This is a genomic window from Streptomyces sp. NPDC001700 (assembly GCF_053596435.1).
The window spans coordinates 47893-69905 of record NZ_JBSFGE010000018.1; the positions used below are offsets into that span (position 1 = coordinate 47893).

19 protein-coding genes and 1 pseudogene are annotated in these 22013 nt (G+C 70.9%); 11 read left to right on the forward strand and 9 right to left on the reverse strand.

Annotation, left to right across the window (positions count from 1 at the left end; genetic code table 11):
* Positions 1–41 precede the first annotated feature (41 nt).
* Positions 42–1658 (forward strand): flavin-containing monooxygenase, encoded by a 1617-nt coding sequence (locus ACWC5C_RS29170; RefSeq protein WP_450880146.1) that lies wholly within the window; start codon positions 42–44, stop codon positions 1656–1658.
* A gap of 7 nt (positions 1659–1665) precedes the next feature.
* Here ACWC5C_RS29170 and ACWC5C_RS29175 read toward each other — a convergent pair whose 3' ends face one another.
* The 7 genes and pseudogenes from ACWC5C_RS29175 to ACWC5C_RS29205 all read right to left on the reverse strand — a co-directional run bounded on the left by ACWC5C_RS29175 (position 1666) and on the right by ACWC5C_RS29205 (position 9366).
* Positions 1666–2679: an LLM class flavin-dependent oxidoreductase gene (locus ACWC5C_RS29175; RefSeq protein ID WP_450880148.1), complete on the reverse strand. Its 1014-nt coding sequence runs from the start codon at positions 2677–2679 to the stop codon at positions 1666–1668.
* A gap of 117 nt (positions 2680–2796) precedes the next feature.
* Entirely contained in the window at positions 2797–3654 is an 858-nt protein-coding gene (locus ACWC5C_RS29180; RefSeq protein ID WP_450880150.1) for an ABC transporter ATP-binding protein, read from the reverse strand.
* Entirely contained in the window at positions 3651–4652 is a 1002-nt protein-coding gene (locus ACWC5C_RS29185; protein WP_450880152.1) for an ABC transporter ATP-binding protein, read from the reverse strand. The genes ACWC5C_RS29180 and ACWC5C_RS29185 overlap by 4 nt, the downstream gene beginning before the upstream one ends.
* A gap of 6 nt (positions 4653–4658) precedes the next feature.
* Complete coding sequence (locus tag ACWC5C_RS29190; protein ID WP_450880154.1) at positions 4659–5510, reverse strand: ABC transporter permease; 852 nt, start codon at positions 5508–5510, stop codon at positions 4659–4661.
* Complete coding sequence (locus ACWC5C_RS29195) at positions 5507–6502, reverse strand: ABC transporter permease (RefSeq protein ID WP_450880156.1); 996 nt, start codon at positions 6500–6502, stop codon at positions 5507–5509. The genes ACWC5C_RS29190 and ACWC5C_RS29195 overlap by 4 nt, the downstream gene beginning before the upstream one ends.
* Positions 6503–6754: 252 nt before the next feature.
* Positions 6755–8155 (reverse strand): annotated as a pseudogene (locus ACWC5C_RS29200) (ABC transporter substrate-binding protein); the annotation flags it as partial.
* 35 nt (positions 8156–8190) lie between these two features.
* The gene (locus ACWC5C_RS29205; protein ID WP_450880158.1) at positions 8191–9366 is read right to left on the reverse strand and encodes a C45 family autoproteolytic acyltransferase/hydolase; all 1176 of its coding nucleotides are present in this window, start codon (positions 9364–9366) and stop codon (positions 8191–8193) included.
* A 133-nt stretch (positions 9367–9499) separates the two neighbouring features.
* Here ACWC5C_RS29205 and ACWC5C_RS29210 point away from each other — a divergent pair, with 133 nt between their 5' ends.
* From ACWC5C_RS29210 to ACWC5C_RS29250, 9 genes are all read left to right on the forward strand, one after another.
* Positions 9500–10402: a MurR/RpiR family transcriptional regulator gene (locus ACWC5C_RS29210; protein WP_450880160.1), complete on the forward strand. Its 903-nt coding sequence runs from the start codon at positions 9500–9502 to the stop codon at positions 10400–10402.
* Between the two features lie 29 nt (positions 10403–10431).
* Positions 10432–11298: a polysaccharide deacetylase family protein gene (locus ACWC5C_RS29215; RefSeq protein WP_450880162.1), complete on the forward strand. Its 867-nt coding sequence runs from the start codon at positions 10432–10434 to the stop codon at positions 11296–11298.
* 1 nt (position 11299) lies between these two features.
* The gene (locus ACWC5C_RS29220) at positions 11300–12241 is read left to right on the forward strand and encodes a polysaccharide deacetylase family protein (protein WP_450880164.1); all 942 of its coding nucleotides are present in this window, start codon (positions 11300–11302) and stop codon (positions 12239–12241) included.
* Between the two features lie 117 nt (positions 12242–12358).
* Positions 12359–13900, forward strand: a complete 1542-nt coding sequence (locus tag ACWC5C_RS29225; protein ID WP_450880166.1) for a glycoside hydrolase family 3 protein — start codon at positions 12359–12361, stop codon at positions 13898–13900.
* 115 nt (positions 13901–14015) lie between these two features.
* Positions 14016–14678, forward strand: coding sequence for a TetR/AcrR family transcriptional regulator (locus ACWC5C_RS29230; protein WP_450880168.1), 663 nt, complete (start codon positions 14016–14018; stop codon positions 14676–14678).
* 177 nt (positions 14679–14855) lie between these two features.
* The gene (locus ACWC5C_RS29235; RefSeq protein WP_450880170.1) at positions 14856–16241 is read left to right on the forward strand and encodes an MFS transporter; all 1386 of its coding nucleotides are present in this window, start codon (positions 14856–14858) and stop codon (positions 16239–16241) included.
* A 37-nt stretch (positions 16242–16278) separates the two neighbouring features.
* Positions 16279–17373 carry a Gfo/Idh/MocA family protein gene (locus ACWC5C_RS29240; RefSeq protein ID WP_450880172.1) on the forward strand — a complete coding sequence of 365 codons (1095 nt, stop codon included), beginning with the start codon at positions 16279–16281 and terminating at the stop codon, positions 17371–17373.
* 16 nt (positions 17374–17389) lie between these two features.
* Entirely contained in the window at positions 17390–18196 is an 807-nt protein-coding gene (locus ACWC5C_RS29245; protein WP_450880174.1) for a sugar phosphate isomerase/epimerase family protein, read from the forward strand.
* A 53-nt stretch (positions 18197–18249) separates the two neighbouring features.
* Positions 18250–18687 (forward strand): type II 3-dehydroquinate dehydratase, encoded by a 438-nt coding sequence (locus tag ACWC5C_RS29250; protein WP_450880176.1) that lies wholly within the window; start codon positions 18250–18252, stop codon positions 18685–18687.
* Between the two features lie 3 nt (positions 18688–18690).
* On the opposite strand, the gene ACWC5C_RS29255 is transcribed toward ACWC5C_RS29250, so the two are convergent.
* Together ACWC5C_RS29255 and ACWC5C_RS29260 are read right to left on the reverse strand one after the other, a co-directional pair.
* A complete protein-coding gene (locus ACWC5C_RS29255) occupies positions 18691–19473 on the reverse strand; it encodes an MBL fold metallo-hydrolase (RefSeq protein ID WP_450880178.1) in 783 nt (260 codons plus the stop codon).
* A 144-nt stretch (positions 19474–19617) separates the two neighbouring features.
* Entirely contained in the window at positions 19618–20601 is a 984-nt protein-coding gene (locus tag ACWC5C_RS29260; RefSeq protein ID WP_450880180.1) for a PDR/VanB family oxidoreductase, read from the reverse strand.
* Positions 20602–20801: 200 nt separating this feature from the next.
* On the opposite strand from ACWC5C_RS29260, the gene ACWC5C_RS29265 reads away from it, so the two are divergent.
* Positions 20802–21959, forward strand: coding sequence for an acyl-CoA dehydrogenase family protein (locus ACWC5C_RS29265; RefSeq protein WP_450880182.1), 1158 nt, complete (start codon positions 20802–20804; stop codon positions 21957–21959).
* The last annotated feature ends 54 nt before the right edge of the window (positions 21960–22013 follow it).

Sequence of the window (22013 nt, forward strand, 5' to 3'; positions counted from 1 at the left end):
GTCGCGTCACCTCACCCGCTCACGGTCGGGAGGAATTTCCGATGGCCGACTCCCCGGCGTCCCCGTCCCCTGCCCACCTCGACGCGGTCGTGGTGGGCGCCGGCTTCGCCGGGCTGTACGCGCTGCACCGGCTGCGCGGTCTCGGCCTGTCGGTCCGCTGCCTCGACGCGGCGAGCGGCGTGGGCGGTACGTGGTTCTGGAACCGCTACCCGGGCGCGCGGTGCGACGTGGAGAGCATGGACTACTCCTACTCGTTCTCCCCCGAGCTGGAACAGGAGTGGGTCTGGACCGAGCGCTACCCCGCCCAGCCCGAGATCCTCCGCTACCTGGAGCATGTCGCCGACCGCTTCGACCTGCGGCGCGACATCCGGCTGGGGACCCGGCTGACCCGCGCCGTCTTCGACGAGCGGGACCCCGGATGGGACCTCACCACCGACCGTGGCGAGCCGCTCCGTACCCGGTTCCTCGTCATGGCCACCGGCTGTCTCTCCACGGCCCGCGTCCCCGACCTCCCCGGCCTCGACTCCTTCCAGGGTGCGACGTACCACACCGGGAACTGGCCGCACGAGGGCGTGGACTTCGGCGGCAGGCGGGTCGGCGTCATCGGTACGGGCTCCTCCGGCACCCAGGCCATCCCGCTGATCGCCGCGCAGGCCGCCCACACCACGGTCTTCCAGCGCACGGCCAACTTCAGCCTCCCGGCACGCAACAGGCCGCTCGACCCCGCCGAGGAGCGGGCGATGAAGGCCCGCTACCGCGAGCACCGCGCCATGGTCCGCTACTCGCCCAACGGCACGGGCCGCCGCAACAACGACCAGTCGGCGCTGGAGGTCTCACCGGAGGCGCGCCGGGCCGAGTACGAGGCGCGCTGGCGGGAGGGCGGGGGTGGCTTCATCGGCGCCTTCAACGACCTCCTCGCCGACGAGCGGGCCAACGACACCGCCGCCGACTTCATCCGGTCGAAGATCCGGGAGATCGTCCACGACCCGGCGGTGGCCGAACGGCTGATCCCGCGCGGCTTCCCGGTCGGTTCGAAGCGGGTCACCGTCGACACCGGCTACTACGCCACCTACAACCGCGACAACGTCACCCTGGTCGATGTCGGTTCGTCCCCCATTGAGAAGATTGTCCCCACGGGCGTACGGACCGCCGACGCCACCTATGAGCTGGACAGCATCGTCTTCGCGACCGGGTTCGACGCCATCACCGGAGCCGTCCTCGCGGTCGACATCCGGGGCCGGGGCGGGCGGAGCCTGCGCGAGAAGTGGGCGGCGGGCCCCCGCACCTACCTGGGGCTCGCCACGGCGGGCTTTCCCAACCTCTTCCTGATCACCGGCCCCGGAAGCCCCTCGGTGATCAGCAACATGGTGGTGTCCATCGAGCAGCACGTGGACTGGATCGCGGACCTCCTCCACCACGCGGAGCGCGGCGGCGTGGTGTGCGCCGAGGCGGACGAGGACGCCGAGGACACCTGGGTCGCGCACGTCAACGAGGTGGCCGACCGCACGCTCTTCCCGCGTGGCGCGTCCTGGTACACGGGCGCCAACATCCCGGGCAAGCCGCGGATCTTCATGCCGTACGTCGGCGGTGTCGGCACCTACCGCCGCCACTGCGAGTCCATCGCCGAACGCGGCTACCCCGGCTTCCGCTTCGCTTGATCCGCTGTCACGCCCGGAACCGTGGCAGCACCTCGTCCCGGAACAGCCGCATCGTGGCCAGCACCTGTTCCTGCGCCAGGTCGTACCACTGCATCCGGAGGATCACGTAGTCCACCCCGAGCGCCGCCAGCTCGCCGAGCTTGGCGGCCGCCACATCCGGGGTGCAGAAGAGATACGACTCGTCCGCCACCTGCGCGGCCGCCGCGTCGCTCGTCAAGTGCCGGTACGAGGCCGTGGTGTCCGGCGCGTCGAAGGCCCCGTACGCGCGGGTCAGCGCACCCCGCGCCCGCAGCCCGGTCTCCCGCGCGCGGTCGCCGTCGTGGTCGAGGACCAACTCCCTGCGCACGACGTGTGAGAACGGCCGCTCCGCGCGGCCGAGCCGCGCCGCCTCCTCGCGGCGCCACTCGATCACGGTCTTCAGCCGGTCCGGCGAGACGTGCGGCGGGATGATCCACCCGTCGCCGAGCCGCGCGGCCCGCCGCGCCCCCGCCCGGTGCGCCCCGGCGCCGATCCACACCTCCGGCCCGCCCGGCCGCACCGGAGGCAGGCTGATCCGCTCGCCCTGCACGGTGAAGTGGGTGCCCGTGTGCCGGACCGTCTCGCCGGACCACAGGGCGCGGATGACCTCGATGGCCTCCTCGTAGCGGGACTTGCGTTCGTCCATCGGTATCCCGAACGACCGGAACTCGTTCTCCCGGTACCCCATGCCGAAGCCCGCGATGACATGGCCGCCGGACAGATGGTCGAGGGTGGCGTACAGCTCGGCCACCTCCACCGGGTGGTGCAGCGGCAGGATCAGCATGTTCGTGCCGATGTCCATGCCACCCGCCTCGGCCGTCAGCGCCGCCAGCGTCGGGACCGGCTGGAGGGTGGGCATGTTGCCGAGGTAGTGCTGAAGCATCCACACCGAGGAGAACCCGGCCTCCCGGGCCGCCGCGACCTGCTCGCGCAGGGCGTCGATCCGCTGGGCGGGGACCACGCCCGGCGGGAAGTCGTTCATGATCGCGAGACCGAACCTCATCTGGGACTCCGCTCACCGGCCACGAGGGTGCTGGGCACACGGGACACAGAAACTATGCTCACGTTTTTCCGGTGGCGCAATACGCGGGCCCCGCACCGACGCGGTACGGGGCCCCGCTCACAGCTCGGTCAGCTGTCCGCGCATCCGTACCGTCTCCGCCGGGTCCCAGCCCTCGCGCGGCACCGAGGACAGCAGCAGCCGGGTGTACGGATCCGTGGGGGCGTCCAGCACCCGGGCCGTCGGGCCCGTCTCGACGGCCCGGCCGCGCCGCATCACCAGGGTGTCGTCGGTGACGTGCCCGACGACGGCCAGGTCATGGCTGACGAAGACCAGGGCCACCCCCGTCTCCCGGCGGATCTCGGCGAGGAGCAGCAGGATCTGCGCCTGGATGGACACGTCCAGTGCCGCCACCGCCTCGTCCAGCACCAGCACCTCGGGTTCCAGGGCGAGCGCCCGGGCGATGGCGAGGCGCTGGCACTGCCCGCCGGACAGCGCACGCGGCCGGGCGTCGGCCTCCCGCTCGCCCAGGCCCACCTGGTCGAGGAGTTCGCCGACCCGCGACTCGGCGGCCTGCCCCTGGTGGCGGCCGTGCAGCCGCAGCGCGGCGTGCAGGCACTGACGTGCCGTCAGGCGCCGGTCGAGGGAGACATACGGGTCCTGGAAGACGATCTGGATCTCGCGGGCCCGCCGCAGCCGTTCCGCCTTGCGCGCGCCCGGTCCACGGAGCATTCCGCCACCGCGTCCGCCGGGGGTGCGCTCACGCCCGTTCACGGTGATCGTCCCCGCGTCGGGGCGTACGAGGTCCACCAGCATGCGGGCGACCGTGGTCTTGCCGGAGCCGGACTCCCCGACGATGCCCAGCGAGCCGCCCGCCGGGACGGTGAACGAGACCGTGTCCACGGCCGTGGTCCGGCCGCCGTCGGGGAGCGTGTACGTCTTGCACAGGCCCTGGACGACGAGTGCGAGGTCGGTCATGTGCTGCTCCTCGATACGAGTTCCAGTCGGCGGCAGGCCGCGAACTCCTGCTCGGCCGAGTCACCGCCGCCGAACGGGATCGCCACCGGGGCCCAGGTGTCGCACTCCGGCTCGGCCTTCGGGCAGCGCGCGGAGAAGGGACAGCCGGTGAGGGCGTCCGACAGGGACGACGGACGGCCGGGGATGGGGCGCGGCGCGTGGTCCCTGCCGAGCGTCGGCGAGCATTCCAGCAGGCCACGGGTGTAGGGGTGGCGCGGTTCCGCGAACAGCCCCCGGGCGGGCTGGTGTTCCACCACATGACCCGCGTACATCACGTACACCCGGTCGCAGTAGGCGGCCGCGAGCGGCAGGTCGTGGGTGATGAACAGCGTCCCGAGGCCGCTGCCGGACGCCCGCCGCTCGGCCTGGATGCCGCGCAGCAGGGCCAGCACCTCCGCCTGGGTGGTGGCGTCCAGCGCGCTCGTCGCCTCGTCGGCGAGGAGCAGGTCGGGTTCGGTGCACAGCGCGGCGGCGATCACGACCCGCTGCAGCATGCCGCCGGACAGCTCGTGCGGGCGCTGCCGCAACCGGCGCTCGGGATCGGGCAGGCCCACGGCGGCCAGCAGCTCCGTCGCCTTCGCCACGGCCGCGCGCTTCGGCAGGCCCAGGACCCGGGTCAGCGGTTCGGTGAGAAAGTCGCCGATCCGGCGCACCGGGTTCATCGCGGAACGCGGGTCCTGGAAGATCATGGACACGGTGCGGGAGCGGTGCTCACGCAGCCGGGCCGGGTTCATGGTGAGGACGTCCTCGCCGTCCACCCGCACGGAGCCGGAGGTGTGCGCGTGCTCGGGGAGCATGCGCAGCACGGCCCGCGCGGTGGTGGACTTGCCGGAGCCCGACTCGCCGACCAGGCCGACCACTTCACCCCGGTCGATCCTCAGCGACACACCGGTGAGCAGCGGCCGGGCGGCGGCACCATCAGGCAGCCCGAGGGTGAGATCTTCGATGTCCAGCAGCATGGCCGGTTACCTCCCGTTGCCGAGGCGGTCCGAGACCCAGACCCCGACGATGTTGAAGGCCACCACGACGGCGGCGATGGCCGTGCCCGGTACGAGCGCGGGCAGCAGCGCTCCCTGCACCACGGCGTCCTGCCCTTCCTGCACCATGAGCCCCCAGTCGATGGAGGGCGATCCGGCGCCGAAGCCCAGATAGCTGAGCGTGGCCAGGCTCATCAGCCCCTCGCCGAACAGCACGACGAGATAGCCGATGAGCGCCCCGGACAGGTTGGGGACGAGATGCCGCACACAGATCCGCAGCCCGCTCATGCCCTGGACCCGGTAGGCGTCGATATACGGCTGGGAGCGTTCGGCGAGGGCGATGCTGCGGGTGTAGCGGGCGATGGTGGGCGCGTACGCGAGCCCCAGGGCGAGGATCGACGTGGTGAGCCCGTCGCCGAACACCGCGATCACCAGGACGACGAACAGCAGTCCCGGGAAGGCGTACATCACGTCGGTCACCCGCGAGAGCAGGGTGTCCACCCAGCCGCCGCGCCAGGCCGCCACCGTGCCCATGGTGACGCCGAGCAGCGCGGCCAGCGCGAGCAGCGCCAGCGGCGCCAGCAGGCTCGACCGGGCGCCGTACAGGACCCGGGAGAGCAGGTCCTGTCCGGAGGCGTCGGTGCCCAGCGGGTGCGCGGAGTTCGTGCCCGCGAGCGAGGCGGACAGGTCGACCGCGTCGGGCGCGTGCGGTGCGAGCAGGGGCGCGCACACCGCCGCCACCACGACCAGGGCGAGGAAGCCGCCCGCGATGACCACCTGGACCGGGCGGCGGGCCCGTATCTTCACCGGGACCAGCGCCCCGGCCGTCAACGTCGTCATGCGGTCTTCACCTGCTTCGCCGTCTTGGTCGTGCTTCGCTTGGTGCGCCGCTTGGTGTCCCGTGAGACCCGGGGGTCGATCAGCGGATGGATCAGGTCGACCAGCGTCGTCACCACGACGTAGCCGATGACCATCAGCAGCAGCACCGCCTGGGTGACCGGGAAGTCATGCGTACTGATCGCGCTCACCAGCAGCGACCCGATCCCGCTGAGGCCGAAGGCGGTCTCGACCACGACCGTTCCGGCGAGCATGCCCGCCATGACGAGCCCGCACATGGTGACGATCGGGCCGAGCGCGTTGCGCAGCACATGCCGGATGACGATCTGCCGCTCCGGCATCCCGGAGGCACGGGCGGCTTCGACGTGGTCGGACGCGTACGCCTCGGCCATCGCCTGCCGGGTGACCCGGCTGATCACCGCCAGCGCCCCGAGGGCGAGGGCGAACGCGGGGAGCGTGAGGTGGTGCAGCCGTCCGGTGAATCCCTCGCCCTGCCCGGTCACCGGGAACCAGCCCAGCCGCACCCCGAACAGCGACACCAGCGCGATGGCCGCGACGAACGAGGGGACGGACGCGGCGAGCGTGGTGCCCCCGACGACCGCCGAGTCCACCCAGCCGCGCCGCAGCGCCGCCAGGACACCGGAGCCGACGCCGAGGATCACGAAGAACACGGTGGCGTAGGCGACGAGTTCCAGGGTGGTGGGCAGCCGGGCGCCGATCAGGTCCGCGACATGGTCGCGGTACTGGAACGAGCGGCCCAGGTCACCCTGGGCGCTGTCCCACAGCCACCTGCCGTACTGGACGACGAGCGGCTCATCCAGGTGGTACTGCGCGCGGACCGCCGCGAGCTTCTCCGGGGTGAGTTCCTGCCTGCTGCCGGACAGGAGGACGGCGGGGTCCCCCGGTGCGGCGTAGGCGGCGGCGAAGATGACGAACGACGCGGCGAACAGCGTGGCGAACAGGCCGGCGAGCCGGCGCGGCAGTCCGCGGAGCATGGATCAGCCCTTCTTCTTGCCGAGGTCGGCGGCCCACGGGTAGTACAGCGACACCATCGACGCGGGGGGACCGGTGTACGTGTCGCCGAGCACCACCACCGACGGCACCTGCACCAGCGGAATCCACACCGCGCTGTCCGCGAACTTCTTCTGCGCGTCGATGACCAGGTCCGCCCGCTTGTGGTCGTCGATGGTCTGCTGGGCCTTGGCCACGAGCGCGTCGTAGCCTCGGTCCGAGTAGCCGAGCCAGTTGTTGGCGTTGCCGGTCATGCCGTTGTCGTAGAAGCCCGCCGGGTCGGCCTTGGAGATGTACCAGTCGACCGGGATCAGGTCGAAGCCCTTACGCGCCTTCGGGTCGGAGAAGAACTCCCCGTACTGGCTCGGCGGAATGGTCTTGACCGTCACCTTCAGCCCGATCTTCTGGGCCGCGCCGCGCACCGCGTTGGTGATGACCGTCTGGATGTCGGTGCCGTCGTTGGACACCACGACCGGCTTCCCGGGCGCCCCGGCCTGCTCGACCAGCTTCTTCGCCCGCGCCAGGTCGTCCGAGGACGGCGACGCGGCGTACGCGGTGGACTTCTCCAGCTCCTTCTGCGCCTTCTCGAACGCGGCCTTCTGGTAGCCCCACGCACCCGGGCCCACCGGGGTCGCCCAGGGCTCGGCGAGACCGCTGAAGCCGGACTTCGCGATGCCCTCGCGGTCCATGGCCAGCGACAGCGCCTCGCGCAGCTTGGCGTCCTTCAGCGCGCCGCTGTCGGTGGGGACCAGCGACCAGGCGGTGGTGGACTGCCCGTAGTAGGCGCGCACGCCCTTCTTCTTGGCGAGGACGGCGGCCGGGCCGGTGGCCGTCAGATAGGCGCCGTCCGCGGCACCCGTCGACAGGGCGTTGACCAGCGCGCTGCCGGAGGCCCAGCGGAAGACGACCTGCTGGGTCAGCGGACGGACCGTCTTGTTCCAGTAGTTCGCGGAGCGCTCGATGGCCAGCGAGGAACCGGAGTCCCACTTCTTCACCTTGTACGGCCCGGTACACGCGTCCGGGTGGCCGGGGGTGCCGAAGTCGTCGCCCTGCTGCTCCACGACCTTGCGTTCCATGATGATCCCGGCGTCACCGGCCAGGGCCTTCATGAACAGCGCGCTGGGCTTCTTGAACGTGATGGTGACCTGGGACGGACCGGTCTTGGTGATCTTGTCGACGTCCTCGTACTCGTCCGACTCGGACATCTCCGGCCGGGCGTGCCGCTTGAGGCTCCACACCACGTCGTCGGCGGTCATCTTGGCGCCGTCGTGGAAGGTGACATCGTCGCGGAGGGTGAGGACGATCTTCTTGTCGCCCGCGTACTGGACTTCCTTCGCGAGGTGCGGCTCGACGGTGAGGTCCGGCTGCAGCTGGAGCAGCCGCTCGCAGACGTTGGCCAGCACGGTGCGGGTGCTGCTGCCGCCCTGGCTGTCCATGTCCAGGGTGCCGGGCTCGTTCTCCACGAGCCAGTTCACGGTGCCGGCCGCGCCGGACGCCTTGGCGGTGGTGTCGGTGAGCTTGATCTTGGCGACGTCGGTGGTCGCCCCGCCGCCCCCGGAGGGCGCCCCGGAGCACCCGGCGGTGAACAGCAGCGCCCCCGCGACGCCGACTGCGATGGTGTAGTGCGTGGTTCTCATGGCAGGCCCTCCGGTGGTTCGGAAGATGAGGGGAGTCAGCGCGGCGCGAGCGGGCCGTCGTAGAGGTTCCAGGGCAGGTGCTGGTACTCGCGGTCGCAGGGCGTGCCGGGAGTCACGTAGTAGTCACCGGTGGTCAGGTCCACGCAGGAGGAGAGCAGCGTCGTCCACTGTTTGACCTCGGGCTGCCGGGGGTCGGGGTGGGTGCACAGCCCCTCGGGGTGTCCGAGATGGTCGGACATGGCCTGGCGGATGAGCTTACGGGACTCGTTCGCCTCGGTGGCCCCGCGCAGCTGGCGCAGTCCGGCCTCGGCCCGGGGCACCCGGATCAGCGAGTCGGAGGACCCGGGGCGGTAGCCCGCGGCGAGCTGGACGGGCACGGTGGCCTGGTAGTGGTTGCCGTGGACGAGCAGCCCGTCGTCCGGATACAGCCAGCCGTGTGCGCCCGGTGTGGTCTCCAGGTCGACGGCGAAGCCTTCGCGGCAGGTCAGCAGGGCGTTGCTGGCGATGTGGCCACGGGTGCGGCACAGCACGTCGACCGCCGCGCTGATCGACTCGCTGTCCAGGACGCGGCGGCGGATCACGGTCTGGGGGAGGCCGATGGCGTCGTCGAAGCGGCCGCCGAGGCCGTTGGCGTTGAGGGCGACACCCGCGGAGTTGGCGCCCTGGCGGCCGATCTGACCGGCCTCGACCTGCATGATCACGGTCGGCAGCGGGTCCTGGACGATCCGCAGCATCAGGAGGGTGTCCGCGGTGCCCGCGCGCCAGTCCCAGTTCTGGCCGCAGTACACATGGCCGTCGCCGCTCGCCTCGCCCATGATGGCGAAGGAGGTGCAGCCGTCGGCCGCCGCTTCGTTCGCCTCCGCCACGTCGCCGGGGGTGCCGTCGTGGCCGCGCATCCGGGAGAAGGTCTGGTCGTAGATGATCTCGCCGCGGGCGTTCAGCGCCAGGATATCCAGGAGTCCGACCCCCGCGCCCTCGGCGATCCCGCCCATCTCCGCGACCAGGTCCGGCGCGTAGGTGCGCACCGGCTCCAGCCAGCGTTCGGCGCGGGCGGTGACCTGGTCCCAGGTGAGCCCCGACGATTCGCCGAAGGCCTCCTCGTAGTAGGTGAGCGCCGCGCCGAGCCGTGTCCGCGCCGCCTCACCGTACTGGCGGCCGCGCTCGGCGGGCGGGCCTGAGATCTCGATGATCGGGATGGTGCCGGCTGTCATGGCGCTCCTGTTGTGCTGAGACGGGAACCGGGCGGGAGGCCGCAAGGGCTGTAATGTTCGTTTCAGAATCCAGGAATTTCTGGAATGATGAGACCAGATGGTAATGACCACTACAGGGAAGTCAATAGCTGTAATGAGCGAATCGGCAGACGTTACGGGAGTGACACGCCTGCACACCGCGGTGCGTGACATGTGGGGGGAGCTGCCCGCCTCCGAGCGCGAGGTGGCCCAGTACCTGGTGAGCACCCCGCCGGAGAACCTTCTCTTCGCGAGCGCGCAGGAGCTGGGCGCGGCGAGCGGCACCAGCAACGCCACCGTCGTCCGCGCGCTCCAGCGCCTCGGCTACGCGGGCCTGCCCGCCCTCAAGCGGGAGCTGGCCTCCGGCTTCACCTCCGCCACCGCACCCGAGGAGCGGCTCAAACAGCGCATCGCCCATGTCGGCCACGACCTGGAGCAGATCAAGGACCGAGTCTTCGACGAGGCCGTGGAACGGCTCGACCAGTGCCGCCGCCTGCTGGAGACGGAGGTCTTCGAGCAGGCCGTCCGGATGCTGGCCGACGCGCGCGAAGTGGTCGCGTACGGGGTCGGCGCCTCCGAACTCGCCGCCCGGCACGTGGTACTGAAGCTGCGCCGGGCCGGGCGCCGGGCGCGTTTCATCGGCTCCACCGGCTTCACGATGGCCGACGAACTGCTCGACCTCGGCCGTGGCGACGCGGTGGTGATCCTCCACCCCGGCCGCCGGCTGCGGGAGTTCACCGTGCTCATCGAGCGGGCGCGGGCGGTCGGCGCCAGTGTCCTGCTGGTGACCGACGTCCCCAAGGGGCCCCTCGCCCGCCACGCCGATGTGGTGATCAACGCCCCGCACACCCCCACCGGCATCACCGCCGAGTCCTTGCCGGGCATCGTCGTGATGGACACCCTCCTGCTGGCCCTCGCCTCCCTGGACGAGCCCCGGGCCGTCGAGGCCTCCCACCAGCTCACCGTCCTGCGCGGCCAGCTGCTCGACCGGCCGGAGCCCCGGCAGCGCAAGAGCTGACCTCGCCGTCTCACGGGAAGGACCCGCGCATGCTTGATGAGCCGCCGCCGCTTCCTGAGCCGCCGCCCGTCTGGCCGGGCGGGGCGCGCTGCGCCGTCATGCTCAGCTTCGATGTGGACGGCCCCACCCTGTGGCTGGACGACCGCGCCACCGGGCGGTGCGATGACACGCGGGGCTTCTCCATCGGCGCGTACGGGCCCTGGCGGGCCACGCCCCGCCTCCTGGACCTGCTGGAAGACCGCTCCCTGCCCGCCACCTTCTTCATCCCGGGCAAGATCGTCGAACAGTGGCCCGCGGTGGCGAAGGACATCGCCGCGTCCGGCCACGAGATCGGCCACCACGGCTGGCTGCACGAGACGTTCTACGACCACCCACGCGCTGCCCAGCGCGACATCATCGCGCGCGGCCAGGACCTGCTGGAACGCACCACCGGCGGGCGCGCCGTGGGGTTCCGCAGCCCGAGTGGCGACATCGCCGCCGACACTCCGTCGCTCCTGGCCGAGCTGGGGTTCTCGTACTCCAGCTCCATGCGCGGCGACGACCGCCCCTACCGCTGGGAGATCGACGGCCACCTCACCGACCTGATCGAGATACCCGCGCACTGGGAGCTGGACGACTACCAGCAGTTCGTCTACCACGACTCCCCGCCCGAGCCCCGGAGTCTGGACCGCGTCGCGAGCACCCGCGCCACCTTCGACAACTGGCGCCGTGAGTTCGACGGTTACCACCGATGGGGCCTGTGCTACGTGCTGATGCTGCACCCCCAGGTCATCGGCAAGCCCCAGCGGGTGCGCGCCCTGGAACGCCTGCTGGACCACATCGGGCAACACGACGACGTCTGGTTCGCCACCGGTGCCCAGATCGCCGACTGGTGGCGCACACGGAGTGTGGTGTGACATGGCGACGGACAAGCCCGCACCCGCCATCGGCCCCCGGTGGCGGCAACCGCGCCCCTCGTGGCCGGAGGGCGCGCGCTGCGCGGTGGTGCTGACCTTCACCCTCGACGCCGAGCTGTTCTGGCTGCGGCTCCACCCGTCCGCCCGGCAGCGGCCCAAGACGCTGTCCCTGGGGACGTACGGCATACGCCGTGGCGTGCCACGGCTGCTGGACCTGCTGGACACCCACACCCTGCCCGCCACCTGGTTCGTTCCCGAACACACCGCCACCCACCACCCCCAGGCGGTGCGGCGGATCGCCGACGCCGGGCATGAGATCGCGGCCGCCGCGCCCCCGGTTCCCGGCCGGACACCGGACGGGGACGTACGGGACACCTGGGCGCGCACGGCCGCCGCGCTGGAGGCGGTGACCGGTGCCCGGCCGACCGGACTGCGCGCCGCGCCCGGGGTATTGGGCGACGGGCATGGCGCGCTCCTCGGCGAGCTGGGCTTCCGCTGGTCCTCGTCCACCCACGGCGACGACCGCCCCCACCTCCTGTGGTCCGGCGGGCGGCCCACGACCGTGATGGAGGTGCCGTGGCAGTGGGAGTACGCCGACGCCCCCTACTTCCTCTACAACGGCGCGCCCGTGGCGTTCCCGCCCGGCGAATCCCGTATCGCGGCCTACCGGGATGTCCTGGCGGACTGGAAGGACTCCTTCGACGCCTACCGGGACCACGGCCTGTGCTGGGTCCTGACGCTGGACCCGCAGTCCATCGGCAAGCCGGGGCGGGCGCTGATGCTCGCGGAGCTGCTGGACCACATACGCGGGCACGAGGACGTCTGGTTCGCCACGGCGGGGCAGGTGGCCGAGCACTGGCGGCGGACGGCGGGTCCGGAGCCGGAACCGGAGGGCCATCCGGAACGGGTGCGGGCGGGCTGGCCGTCGCCGCCGGGGGAATGACACCTTGACACTCTGAATGGTCTAGGCCAACATCCTGGTGATCTGTATCGCGCCGTCGAGCTTGTCGAGCTGTCGAGTTCGCAGCGGCGTGCGTCATCACGCCTCGGAGGCCCTGCCATGCGAGCGAGCAGCAATCCGGAAGTGACGCGGCTGGCCCATGCCGTACTGCAACCGGGCTTCGTGGGGACCACCGCTCCGGACTGGGTGCGGCGCGGGATCGGCGAGGGCCTTGAATCGGTCGTGCTGTTCGGGCGGAACATCGTGGACGGCGAGCAGGTCGCCGCGCTCACCGCGCGACTCCGCGCGGAGAACCCGGACCTGGCCATCGCCATCGATGAAGAGGCGGGGGACGTCACCCGCATCGAGGCGCTGTCCGGCGCCACGCGCCCGGGAAACCTGGCGCTCGGCACGGTGGACGACGTCGCCCTGACCGAGCGCGTGGCCCATGACGTCGGCCGTGAACTGCACGCGGCCGGGGTCTCGTTGAACTACGCGCCGAGCGCCGACGTCAACTCCAACGCCCTCAACCCGGTCATCGGTGTGCGCTCCTTCGGCGCGCGCACCGATGTCGTCTCCCGGCACACCGCCGCCTGGATCCGCGGTCTGCAGTCCGCGGGGGTCGCCGCCTGCGCGAAACACTTCCCCGGCCACGGCGACACGGCCGTCGACTCCCACCACGGGCTGCCCACGGTGGCCGCCGGTGCGCAGGAGATCGCCCGGGCCGCGCTGCCCCCGTTCATCGCCGCGATGGAGGCCGGTGTCCGCGCCGTGATGACGGCGCATCTGCTGGTACCGGCGTACGACCCCGTGCTCCCCGCCACGCTCAGCCGCCGGGTCCTGGTGGATCTGCTGCGCGACGAACTCGGCTTCACCGGCCTGGTGGTCACGGACGCCATCGAGATGGGCGCGGTCGCCGACCGCTACGGCATCGGCGGAGCCACCGTCAAGGCACTGGCCGCGGGGGCCGACGCGGTGTGTGTGGGTGGCGAGAACGCCGGTCAGGACGTCGCCGAAGGCCTGGTCGACGCCGTCGTACGTGCCGTGGACCAGGGTGAGCTGACGGAGGAGCGGCTGACCGAAGCGGCCGCGCGGGTACGGCGGTTCGCCACCTGGTCCGGCGAGCGGGCGCGATCCGTCCGGCCCGATGACACCCGCTCCGACATCGGCCTGGCCGCCGCGCGCCGGGCCATCCGGGTGCGCCGCCGCCCGGGCGCACCCGATGTGCTGCCGGTCTCCCGCGATGTCCATGTGGCGGAGTTCTCCCCGGCGATGAGCCTCGCCGTGGACGGCCACACACCCTGGGGACTCGCCGCGCCGCTGCGCGGGCTCCGGCCCACGACCACATCGGTCCGCCTGACCGAGGCCGACGTCGACCACGCGGGCCTGGCGCTGGAACACCAGGTACTGGCCCCGGCCACCGGCCGGGTCCTCATCGTCGTGGTGCGCGACGCGGCCCGCCACCGCTGGGTGTCCGACGCCGTGGCGAGCCTGCTGCGCCGCCGCCCGGACGCCGTCGTCGTGGAGATGGGCTTCCCGCCGGGCGGTGGCAACGACCCCGCCGATCTGGTCACCTTCGGTGCCACCCGGGTCTCCGGTATCGCCGCCGCCGAGGTGGTGACCGGCTCGCTCGCCACCTCACCCATGGTCGGCTCCGCCTGACCTGGAGAAGACCCGCACCCTCCGAGTGCTCGGCGCTCATCGTGACGGCCGGGGGGTAGGCTCGAGCCCGGTCGCGTGGGCGCGCAGAGTGAGCGAACGGATGGCGAGGAGCGGGATGGCTGTCACCGAACCGGGCGGGCAGAACCGGGCCCGGGGCCGACGTAATCCTGAGCAGGTGAAGGCAGACATCCTCGCCGTGGCCACGGCGGAGTTCGCGGAGCGCGGTCTCGGAGCCGCGAGTGTGAACGAGATCGCGGCAAAGACCGCCACGACCAAGCGGATGATCTACTACTACTTCACCAGCAAGGAAGGCCTGTACACGGCCGTGCTGGAACGGTCGTACCGGCAGATGGCCGAGACGCTGCTGCGGGAGGTGGGGCCCGCGGACCTCGATCCCGTCGCGGCCCTGCGGCGGCTCGCGGAGAAGACGTTCGATCACCACGACACGCATCGCGAGTACGTCCGCCTCGTGGTCGGCGAGAACATGCTGCACGGGGCCTACATCCGCCGCTCCGGAGAGCTGCGAACGCTCTGGGCCCCGATGCTCGACATCGTCGCCGACATCCTGCGCCGCGGCCGCGAACAGGGAAGCATCCGCGAGGACGCCGAGCCCATCGACGTCCAGGTCCTCATCAACAGTTTTTCGCTGTTCCACATCACGAACCAGTACACGTTCGATGCCCTGTACGACTACGCCCTCGACGGGCCCGAGGCGCGCGCTCACTTCCGCCAAATGATCGGCGATGTGGTGATCCGCGCCTTCGCCGCCTCCCGCTAGACCCGAAGCTCCGCAGAACAGGGGCCCGCCGCGCCGTGGCGCGTGGCGGGCCCCGCGCGTGTGTGCCGTCTTTTGGTCCAGGGGGTTAACGAAACTTTGGTCCAGGTGGTACAAAGTCGGTGCCGCCCCCTCCGACGGAGCCGCGCTGGGGGCACACGCACCCGGAAAGGCCCAGCCATGCCCCTGACGACCCCTTCCGTTTCCCTCGACGAGGCCACGTGGAACGAGGCCAAGGCCCGCCGCGCCGCCCGTGCCAGCTTCCTCGGCAGCATGCTCGAGTACTACGACTTCTACGTCTATGGGTCCGCCGCGGCGCTGATCTTCAACGACGTGTTCTTCACCAGTGCCCAGGGAGCCATCGGCACTCTGGCCTCGCTCGCCACCTTCGGTGTCGGCTACGTCGCGCGCCCCGTTGGAGGCGTGGTCCTCGGCCACTTCGGGGACCGTGTCGGGCGCAAGAAAGTCATGCTCTTCACCCTCCTTCTCATGGGGGTGTCCACCTTCCTCATCGGGTGTCTGCCGTCCTACAGCAGCGTCGGCATACTCGCCCCTGTCCTGCTGGTGCTGCTCCGGCTCGCCCAGGGATTCTCCGCCGGTGGCGAGCAGGCCGGTGCCAATTCGCTCACCCTGGAACACGCGCCACCGACCCGCCGTGCCTTCTACACCAGCTGGACTCTCACCGGGACCCAGGCCGGATTCATCCTCGCGAGCCTGATGTTCCTGGCGGTCTCCACGCTTCCGGACCAGCAGCTCTTCGCCTGGGGCTGGCGCATCCCGTTCTGGTCCAGTGCCGTGGTGGTCGTGGTGGCCTACTGGGTGCGGCGGCGCCTGGAGGAGCCCCAGGAATTCACGGAGAAGAAGGACGGCGACCGCACCGCGCGACTGCCGGCGGTCGCCGTTCTGCGGTCGCAGCCCTGGGATGTGCTGCGCGTGGCCCTGTGCCAGTTCAATTCCGTCGGCGGCAGCATCTTCTCCGTCTTCGCCCTCGCCTACGCCACCGGGGACGGCATCGGGCTGTCGCGGACCACCATGCTGTGGGTGGCCATCTTCGCCAACGCCCTCGCCCTGGTGCTGCAACCACTCTTCGCGCTGCTGGCGGACCGGATCGGCCGCAAGCCGGTGTTCATCGGCGGAGCACTCGGCTTCACCGCGACCATGTTCCTGTATCTCCACGCGCTGTCCACGGCGAACCTCGTGTACATCTTCTGTGCCGCGTTCCTCGTCACCTCGTGCTGCTATAGCTGCCTGAACGCCACCTGGCCCTCGATGTACGGGGAGTGGTTCAGCACCCCCGTTCGCTACTCCGGAACGGCGATCGGCACCCAGGTCGGCATCGGCTTCGCGGGCTTCGCACCCACCATCGCCTACGCGATTCTCGGCGACGGCCCTGGCGGCTGGATCCCGGTGGCCCTCCTCGTCGCCTTCGCCATGGGGGTCGCCGCCGCCTCGTGTGCGACCGGCAGGGAGACCTACCGGACCCCGATGTCCGAGCTGGGCAAGCCATCCGCCGCCACAGCCGCGCCGCCACAGCCGCAGCCCCAGCGGCCGTCCGTCACCCGATAGAGCCGTCCGTCACCCGAAGACAAGGACCGAGACAACCATGACCCGGACAGTCCGCGTGGGAATCATCGGATGCGGCAAGATCGCGCTGAATCACGCGAAGGCGCTGCTCGCCAACGACCGCGTCGAGCTGCACGCCTGCTGCGACATCGACGGCACACGGGCCGCGGAGTTCGCCACCAGGTTCGGCATCCCCCATACCTACGACAACGCCACCGACCTCATGCGCTCAGGCGTCGACACCGTCACCGTCTGCACCCCCCACCCCTCCCACGAAGCCACCGTCGTCGCCGCGGCCCGTCACGGCCTCAACGTGCTGTGCGAGAAGCCGATCTCCATCTCGCTCGCCGAGGCGGACAACATGATCGACGCGGCGGAATCCGCCGGTGTGACCTTCGGAGGGCTCTTCCAGCGACGCTTCTGGGAAGCCTCGCAACGCGCCCATGCGGCCATACGGAACGGCCGTATCGGTACCCCCGTCTTCGCGAGTGTCGCCCTGCGCCTCGGGCGTGATGCCGCCTACTTCACCTCCGATCCGTGGCGGGGAACGTGGGAGGCCGACGGTGGCGGCGTACTCATCAACCAGGCCATCCACTACATCGACCTCCTGCAGTGGTGCGTGGGGTCACCGGTCGTCCGCGTGAGCGGGAACATCGCCACGCTCAAGCACGGCGAGCACATCGAGGTCGAGGACACCGCCGTGGCCACCCTCGAATTCGCGAACGGCGCCCTCGGCGTCATCCAGGCCGGTACGACCCTCGCCCCCGGACTCGGTACACAGGTGCTGGTCACCGGGGACAACGGCGCCACCGTCAGCATCACCGAATTCCCCGAGGGCGAACCGGCGTTCAACGACATCTGGACCGTCGCCGGAGAGGAGAGCTACCGGCCCGTCCACTCCACCGAGATCGACTCCGACCCGTCCCTCACCACGATCCACGAGGGGCTCACGCCCTACCACGCCCTGCAGATCGACGACTTCATCGACGCCGTCGCCGACCGCCGCGAGCCGCTCGTCACCGGGCGTGAGGCCAGGAAGGCCCTGGAGATCGTCCTCGCGATCTACGAATCCGCCCGGACCGGCGGGCCCGTGGACCTCGGCGCGGCCCGCCCGGCACAGCTCACCCACCGGTGAAAGGCACCTCCGCACCATGACACACGACCAACTGGCCCTGGGCGCCATGACCTTCCGCGGACGGGAATTCGAAGCCTCCCTGGACGCGGCGCGGCGCAGCGGATTCCCCGCGATCGGTATCTCGGTGGCGCAGTGCGTGGCGTGCCTGGAACGCGGCATCCCACCCGAGACCATGGCCGAAGCCCTCCGCGAGCGCGAGCTGCGGGTCGCGGAACTCGAACTGATCCGCCTCGGCGAACGCGGTATGACCCGACACCTCAACGCACTCGTCATCGACCTGATCGAGATACTGAACCCGGACCGGGTCCATGTCGCCGCGTTCTCGGGAACGGTGGAGGATGCGAAACGGGAGTTCGCCACGTTGTGCGAGCGGGTCACCACCGCCGACGTCGCCTTCGAGTTCATGCCCTACAGCACCGTCCGCGACCTGCCCACCGCCGTGGACCTCGTACGCGCCGCCGACTCCCCGCGGGCGAAGCTCGTGGTCGACGTCGTGCACTTCTTCCGCTCGGGTGCGGACATCACCGCACTCACGCCGGATGTTCTCGCCCTCACCGCGGGCCTCCAGCTGTCCGATCTCGTTCCCAGGCCGGGCAAGAGCCTGGCCGAGGAATCCCGCCACCTGAGGACGTTCCCGGGCGACGGCGTGCTCCCGCTGGCCGACTTCCTCCGCGCGGCCCTCGCCGCCGGTGGCGGCACGCCTCCGCCCGTGACGGTCGAACCCGTTTCGGACGCGCTGGAGACCTTGCCCGTGGCCTGGGTCGCCGAGCGCGCGATGCAGTCGACCGCGCGTCTGCTCAGCGCGGCGAACTGGCCGCGCTAGGCGAGCGGCGACCCACGCCCGACCACATCCCCCCGACGACGGAGAACCTCACCATGCGAGCTGCAGTACTCCACGGCCCGAACCTGAACCGGCTCGGCAAACGACGCCCCGACAAATACGGGCACGCCACCCTGGCCGACATCGAACGCGACATCGATGACACCGCGGCCAGGATCGGTGTCGCCGTTCAGCACTTCCAGTCCAACCACGAGGGTTCACTCGTCGACTGGCTCCATGTGCGCCAGGACAGCCTTGACCTCATCGTCGTGAACCCCGCCGGCCTCACGCCCTACGGCTACTCACTGCTGGACGCCCTCAACGACACCGGCCTGCCCTTCGCCGTGGTGCATATCTCTCCCTTCGCCGCCGTGGACGGAAAGACACGCCAGGACATCTTCGCCGAGTCCGCGGCCGTCTATGCCTCGGGGATGGGGTGGCGCGGCTACGCACACGCCCTTGAGGCGCTCAGCTCCAAGATCAAGGAGAGCTGAGGACTATCCGGCTTTCCGCACCGCGACTTTCAGGCCGGGGGAGGCCTGCCGGACGGGGCCGGGGAACTCGTTCGCGGCGGTCTTGGCGAGGTGGGCGAGCCACTCCGGCTCGTTCGAGGCGAAGTGGGTGAGCACCAGCTCGCCGACGCCCGCCGCGTGCGCCGCGCGGCCCGCGTCCGTACCGGAGAGGTGGCCGTGGTCGCTGTGGTCGGGCTCGGCGAGGGTCGCCTCGGCGAGCAGGAGGTCCACCCCGGCGGCCAGTTCGGTCAACGCCTGGGTGACGCCAGTGTCCCCGGTGTACGCGAGGGAGCCGGATGGGGCCTCCACCCGCACCCCGCAGTTCGGCAGGACGTGCCGCAACTCCCGGGGGGTGACGGTGCAGTCGCCGACCTGGAAGCTTTCCCCGGGGGTGTACTCGCGCACGTCGAACGCCACCTCGAAGGCCCGGTCCAGCAGCGGGAGCGTGGTCACCGGAAACAGCGATCCCCAGGTGGCGAACAATTCCCGTGCGCCGGTCGGGACATACAGCGGAACGGGGCTGATTTCGTCCGTGAGGCGCGGCGGGCCGCCCTGCACTTGGAGCAGTCCGTTCAGCAGCGATTTACCGATCGGCAGCAGGTCGTAGCAGTGATCGGAGTGGAAATGCGTGATGACCACGGCGTCCAGGGAGGTCGGCGGTGCGACCGCGCTCAAGGCGACGGCCGTACCCGGCCCGCAGTCGAGCAGCAGTCGCGCGCCCGCGGTTTCCACCAGATAGCCGGAACTCGGCTGTCCGTCCGCGGGCATTCCGGCCCGGCATCCAAGAACGGTGAGCTGCATGTGATGTCCGATCTACTCGATTCCCCGATTCCGGTCGAGTGTGCCGGACGACGCGTCATCACCCGTCCATGATTGGACTGGACAACCGGTCCATGGCCGTTCGCTATCGCGTCAGAGGTCGAGCACCAATTGCGGGGACGCGGCCCGTGACACACAGAGCATCATCGTGGTGCCGTTGACCCGCTCGTCCTCGGTCAGCACCGAGTCGCGGTGCTCGACCTCGCCGTCGAGCACGGTGGTCTCACAGCTGGCGCAGGTCCCCTCGCGGCAGGACGACGGGACGTCGACTCCCGCCGAGCCGAGGGCGTCCATGATGGACTGCCCGGCGCCGACCCGGACGGTCGTGCCCGTGGTGGCGAGGCGGACCTCGAACTCCCGGTCGGGGACGGCGGAGGGCTCCTGGGGGCGGGGCTGGAAGCGTTCGATGTGCAGGGTGCCCGTACGCCGCTCGCCCCACAGCCGTTCGACGGCGGCGAGCAGCGGCTCGGGACCGCAGCAGTAGACGGCGGTGTCCGGCCGCGCGGTGTCCAGGATTCCGGCCAGCGGCAGCAGCCCGTGTTCGTCCTCGGGCAGCGCCCGCACCTGGCCGCCATGACCGTCGAGTTCTGCGACGAACGCCATGCGATCCCGCCGCCGCCCTCCGTAGTACAGCCCCCACTCCGCGCCCCGGGCGGCCGCCGCGCGGAGCATCGGCAGCAGCGGCGTGATGCCGATGCCGCCCGCGATGAACAGATAGCGGGGGGAGGCGACGAGCGGGAAATTGTTGCGCGGGGCGCCCACCAGCAGCCGGGAACCGGACTCGATACGGTCGTGCAGAAAGCGCGAGACACCACGGCCGTTCTCCTCGCGCAATACCGCGATCCGGTAACGGCGGCGGTCGCCGGGATTTCCGCACAGTGAATACTGGCGTACCGATTCGGGATCGGCGGAATCGACCGTAGCGGCGTCCGGGGCGAGTACGTCGATATGCGCGCCCGGTTCCCATTCCGGCAGAAGCCCGCCGTCCGGATCGACCAGTTCGAATGAGCGCACTTCCGCCGCCTCGTCGCGGACGGCCGCGACCTCCAGGGCCGTCCAGTCAGCCAAAGTCGCCACGGTATTCGTCCTCCTCGTATCGGAGCGGTATCGGCGGGCACCGGCAGTCTCTCCGAAGGAGAGCACGTCAGAAGAACACGGCACCGGTCTCCATTCGGCCGATTGGTTCTGGCAATGACACGGGCCCCGCGCGCGGCGTTCTGGCGGAATGGTCGCGACATGCCGGTTGACGCTCGCCACGAGCCGAGGAGGAGTCCGCGGTGCCCAGCCCACAGGAACTCGCCGCCCGTACCCGCGCCTTCATTGACGACCGCGTCCTCCCCGTCGAGCGGGAGGTGGTGGTGGACGGCCGCCCGATGGACGACGCCCTGCGCCTGGAGCTGCAGAAGGCGGCCAAGGAGGCGGGCGTCTTCGGCCCGATGTCCGCCGTCGAACACGGCGGTCTTGGTCTGGACATGCGCGGGGCGGCGGTGGTGATGGAGGCCGCGGGCACCAGCCTGATCGGCCCGCTCGCCGTCAACTGCTCGGCGCCCGACGACGGCAACATCCACCTCCTGGCGCACGCGTGCGACCCGGAGCAGACCCGCCGCTACCTCGCCCCGCTGGCCGCGGGCGAGGTCCGCTCGGCCATCGCCATGACGGAGCCCGCCCCCGGCGCCGGATCCGATCCGCGCATGCTGATGACGGTCGCCGAGGAGACCGACGACGGCTGGGTGATCAACGGCAGGAAGCACTTCACCACCGGGGCCGAGGGCGCCGCGTTCACCATCTGCGTGGCCAATACCGACGACGGTGTCACCCTTTTCCTGGTCGACCAGGACAACCCCGGGATGAAGGTCGGCCGCCGGATGCCGACCCTGGACCACAGCAACCCCGGCGGCCACAGCGAGGTGGCGTTCGAGGACTGCGTGGTCCCCGACAGCGCGGTGCTCGGCCAGGTCGGCCGGGGCCTGGACCACGCCCAGGCCCGGCTGGCGCCCTCCCGGCTCACCCTGTGCATGAACTGGCTGGGCCTGGCCACCCGCGCCCATGAACTGTCCGCGCGCCACATCGGGGGCCGCTCCGCCTTCGGTGTGCCGATCTCCGAGCACGGCATGGCGCAAGGGCTGGTCGCGGACAACGAGATCGACATCACCGCGTCCCGGGCCCTGATCCACTCCACCGCCGCCGTCCTCGACGAGCAGGGCCCGCTCAGCTCGGACGCCCGCCACGCCGCGTCCGTCGCCAAGACGTTCGTGGCCGAGGCGGTCTGGCGGGTCTTCGACCGGGCGGTGCAGCTGCACGGCGGGCTCGGGGTGTGCGAGGACCACTTGGTGGCCCGCTTCCTGGTGGAGGCCCGGGCGGTGCGGATCTACGAAGGGGCGTCCGAGGTGCTGCGCTGGTCCATCGGCCGCCGGGTGCTGCGCACCTTCCAGTGACCCGCGCCAACTGACCCGCGTCAACCATGACAAGCATGACCCGATCATTCAGGG

Excerpts from the sequence above, each read along its gene's own strand:
- ACWC5C_RS29170 (WP_450880146.1), top strand. The coding sequence starts at position 42 with ATGGCCGACTCCCCGGCGTCCCCGTCCCCTGCCCACCTCGACGCGGTC.
- ACWC5C_RS29175 (WP_450880148.1), bottom strand. The coding sequence starts at position 2,679 with ATGAGGTTCGGTCTCGCGATCATGAACGACTTCCCGCCGGGCGTGGTC.
- ACWC5C_RS29180 (WP_450880150.1), bottom strand. The coding sequence starts at position 3,654 with ATGACCGACCTCGCACTCGTCGTCCAGGGCCTGTGCAAGACGTACACG.
- ACWC5C_RS29185 (WP_450880152.1), bottom strand. The coding sequence starts at position 4,652 with ATGCTGCTGGACATCGAAGATCTCACCCTCGGGCTGCCTGATGGTGCC.
- ACWC5C_RS29190 (WP_450880154.1), bottom strand. The coding sequence starts at position 5,510 with ATGACGACGTTGACGGCCGGGGCGCTGGTCCCGGTGAAGATACGGGCC.
- ACWC5C_RS29195 (WP_450880156.1), bottom strand. The coding sequence starts at position 6,502 with ATGCTCCGCGGACTGCCGCGCCGGCTCGCCGGCCTGTTCGCCACGCTG.
- ACWC5C_RS29205 (WP_450880158.1), bottom strand. The coding sequence starts at position 9,366 with ATGACAGCCGGCACCATCCCGATCATCGAGATCTCAGGCCCGCCCGCC.
- ACWC5C_RS29210 (WP_450880160.1), top strand. The coding sequence starts at position 9,500 with ATGAGCGAATCGGCAGACGTTACGGGAGTGACACGCCTGCACACCGCG.
- ACWC5C_RS29215 (WP_450880162.1), top strand. The coding sequence starts at position 10,432 with ATGCTTGATGAGCCGCCGCCGCTTCCTGAGCCGCCGCCCGTCTGGCCG.
- ACWC5C_RS29220 (WP_450880164.1), top strand. The coding sequence starts at position 11,300 with ATGGCGACGGACAAGCCCGCACCCGCCATCGGCCCCCGGTGGCGGCAA.
- ACWC5C_RS29225 (WP_450880166.1), top strand. The coding sequence starts at position 12,359 with ATGCGAGCGAGCAGCAATCCGGAAGTGACGCGGCTGGCCCATGCCGTA.
- ACWC5C_RS29230 (WP_450880168.1), top strand. The coding sequence starts at position 14,016 with ATGGCTGTCACCGAACCGGGCGGGCAGAACCGGGCCCGGGGCCGACGT.
- ACWC5C_RS29235 (WP_450880170.1), top strand. The coding sequence starts at position 14,856 with ATGCCCCTGACGACCCCTTCCGTTTCCCTCGACGAGGCCACGTGGAAC.
- ACWC5C_RS29240 (WP_450880172.1), top strand. The coding sequence starts at position 16,279 with ATGACCCGGACAGTCCGCGTGGGAATCATCGGATGCGGCAAGATCGCG.
- ACWC5C_RS29245 (WP_450880174.1), top strand. The coding sequence starts at position 17,390 with ATGACACACGACCAACTGGCCCTGGGCGCCATGACCTTCCGCGGACGG.
- ACWC5C_RS29250 (WP_450880176.1), top strand. The coding sequence starts at position 18,250 with ATGCGAGCTGCAGTACTCCACGGCCCGAACCTGAACCGGCTCGGCAAA.
- ACWC5C_RS29255 (WP_450880178.1), bottom strand. The coding sequence starts at position 19,473 with ATGCCCGCGGACGGACAGCCGAGTTCCGGCTATCTGGTGGAAACCGCG.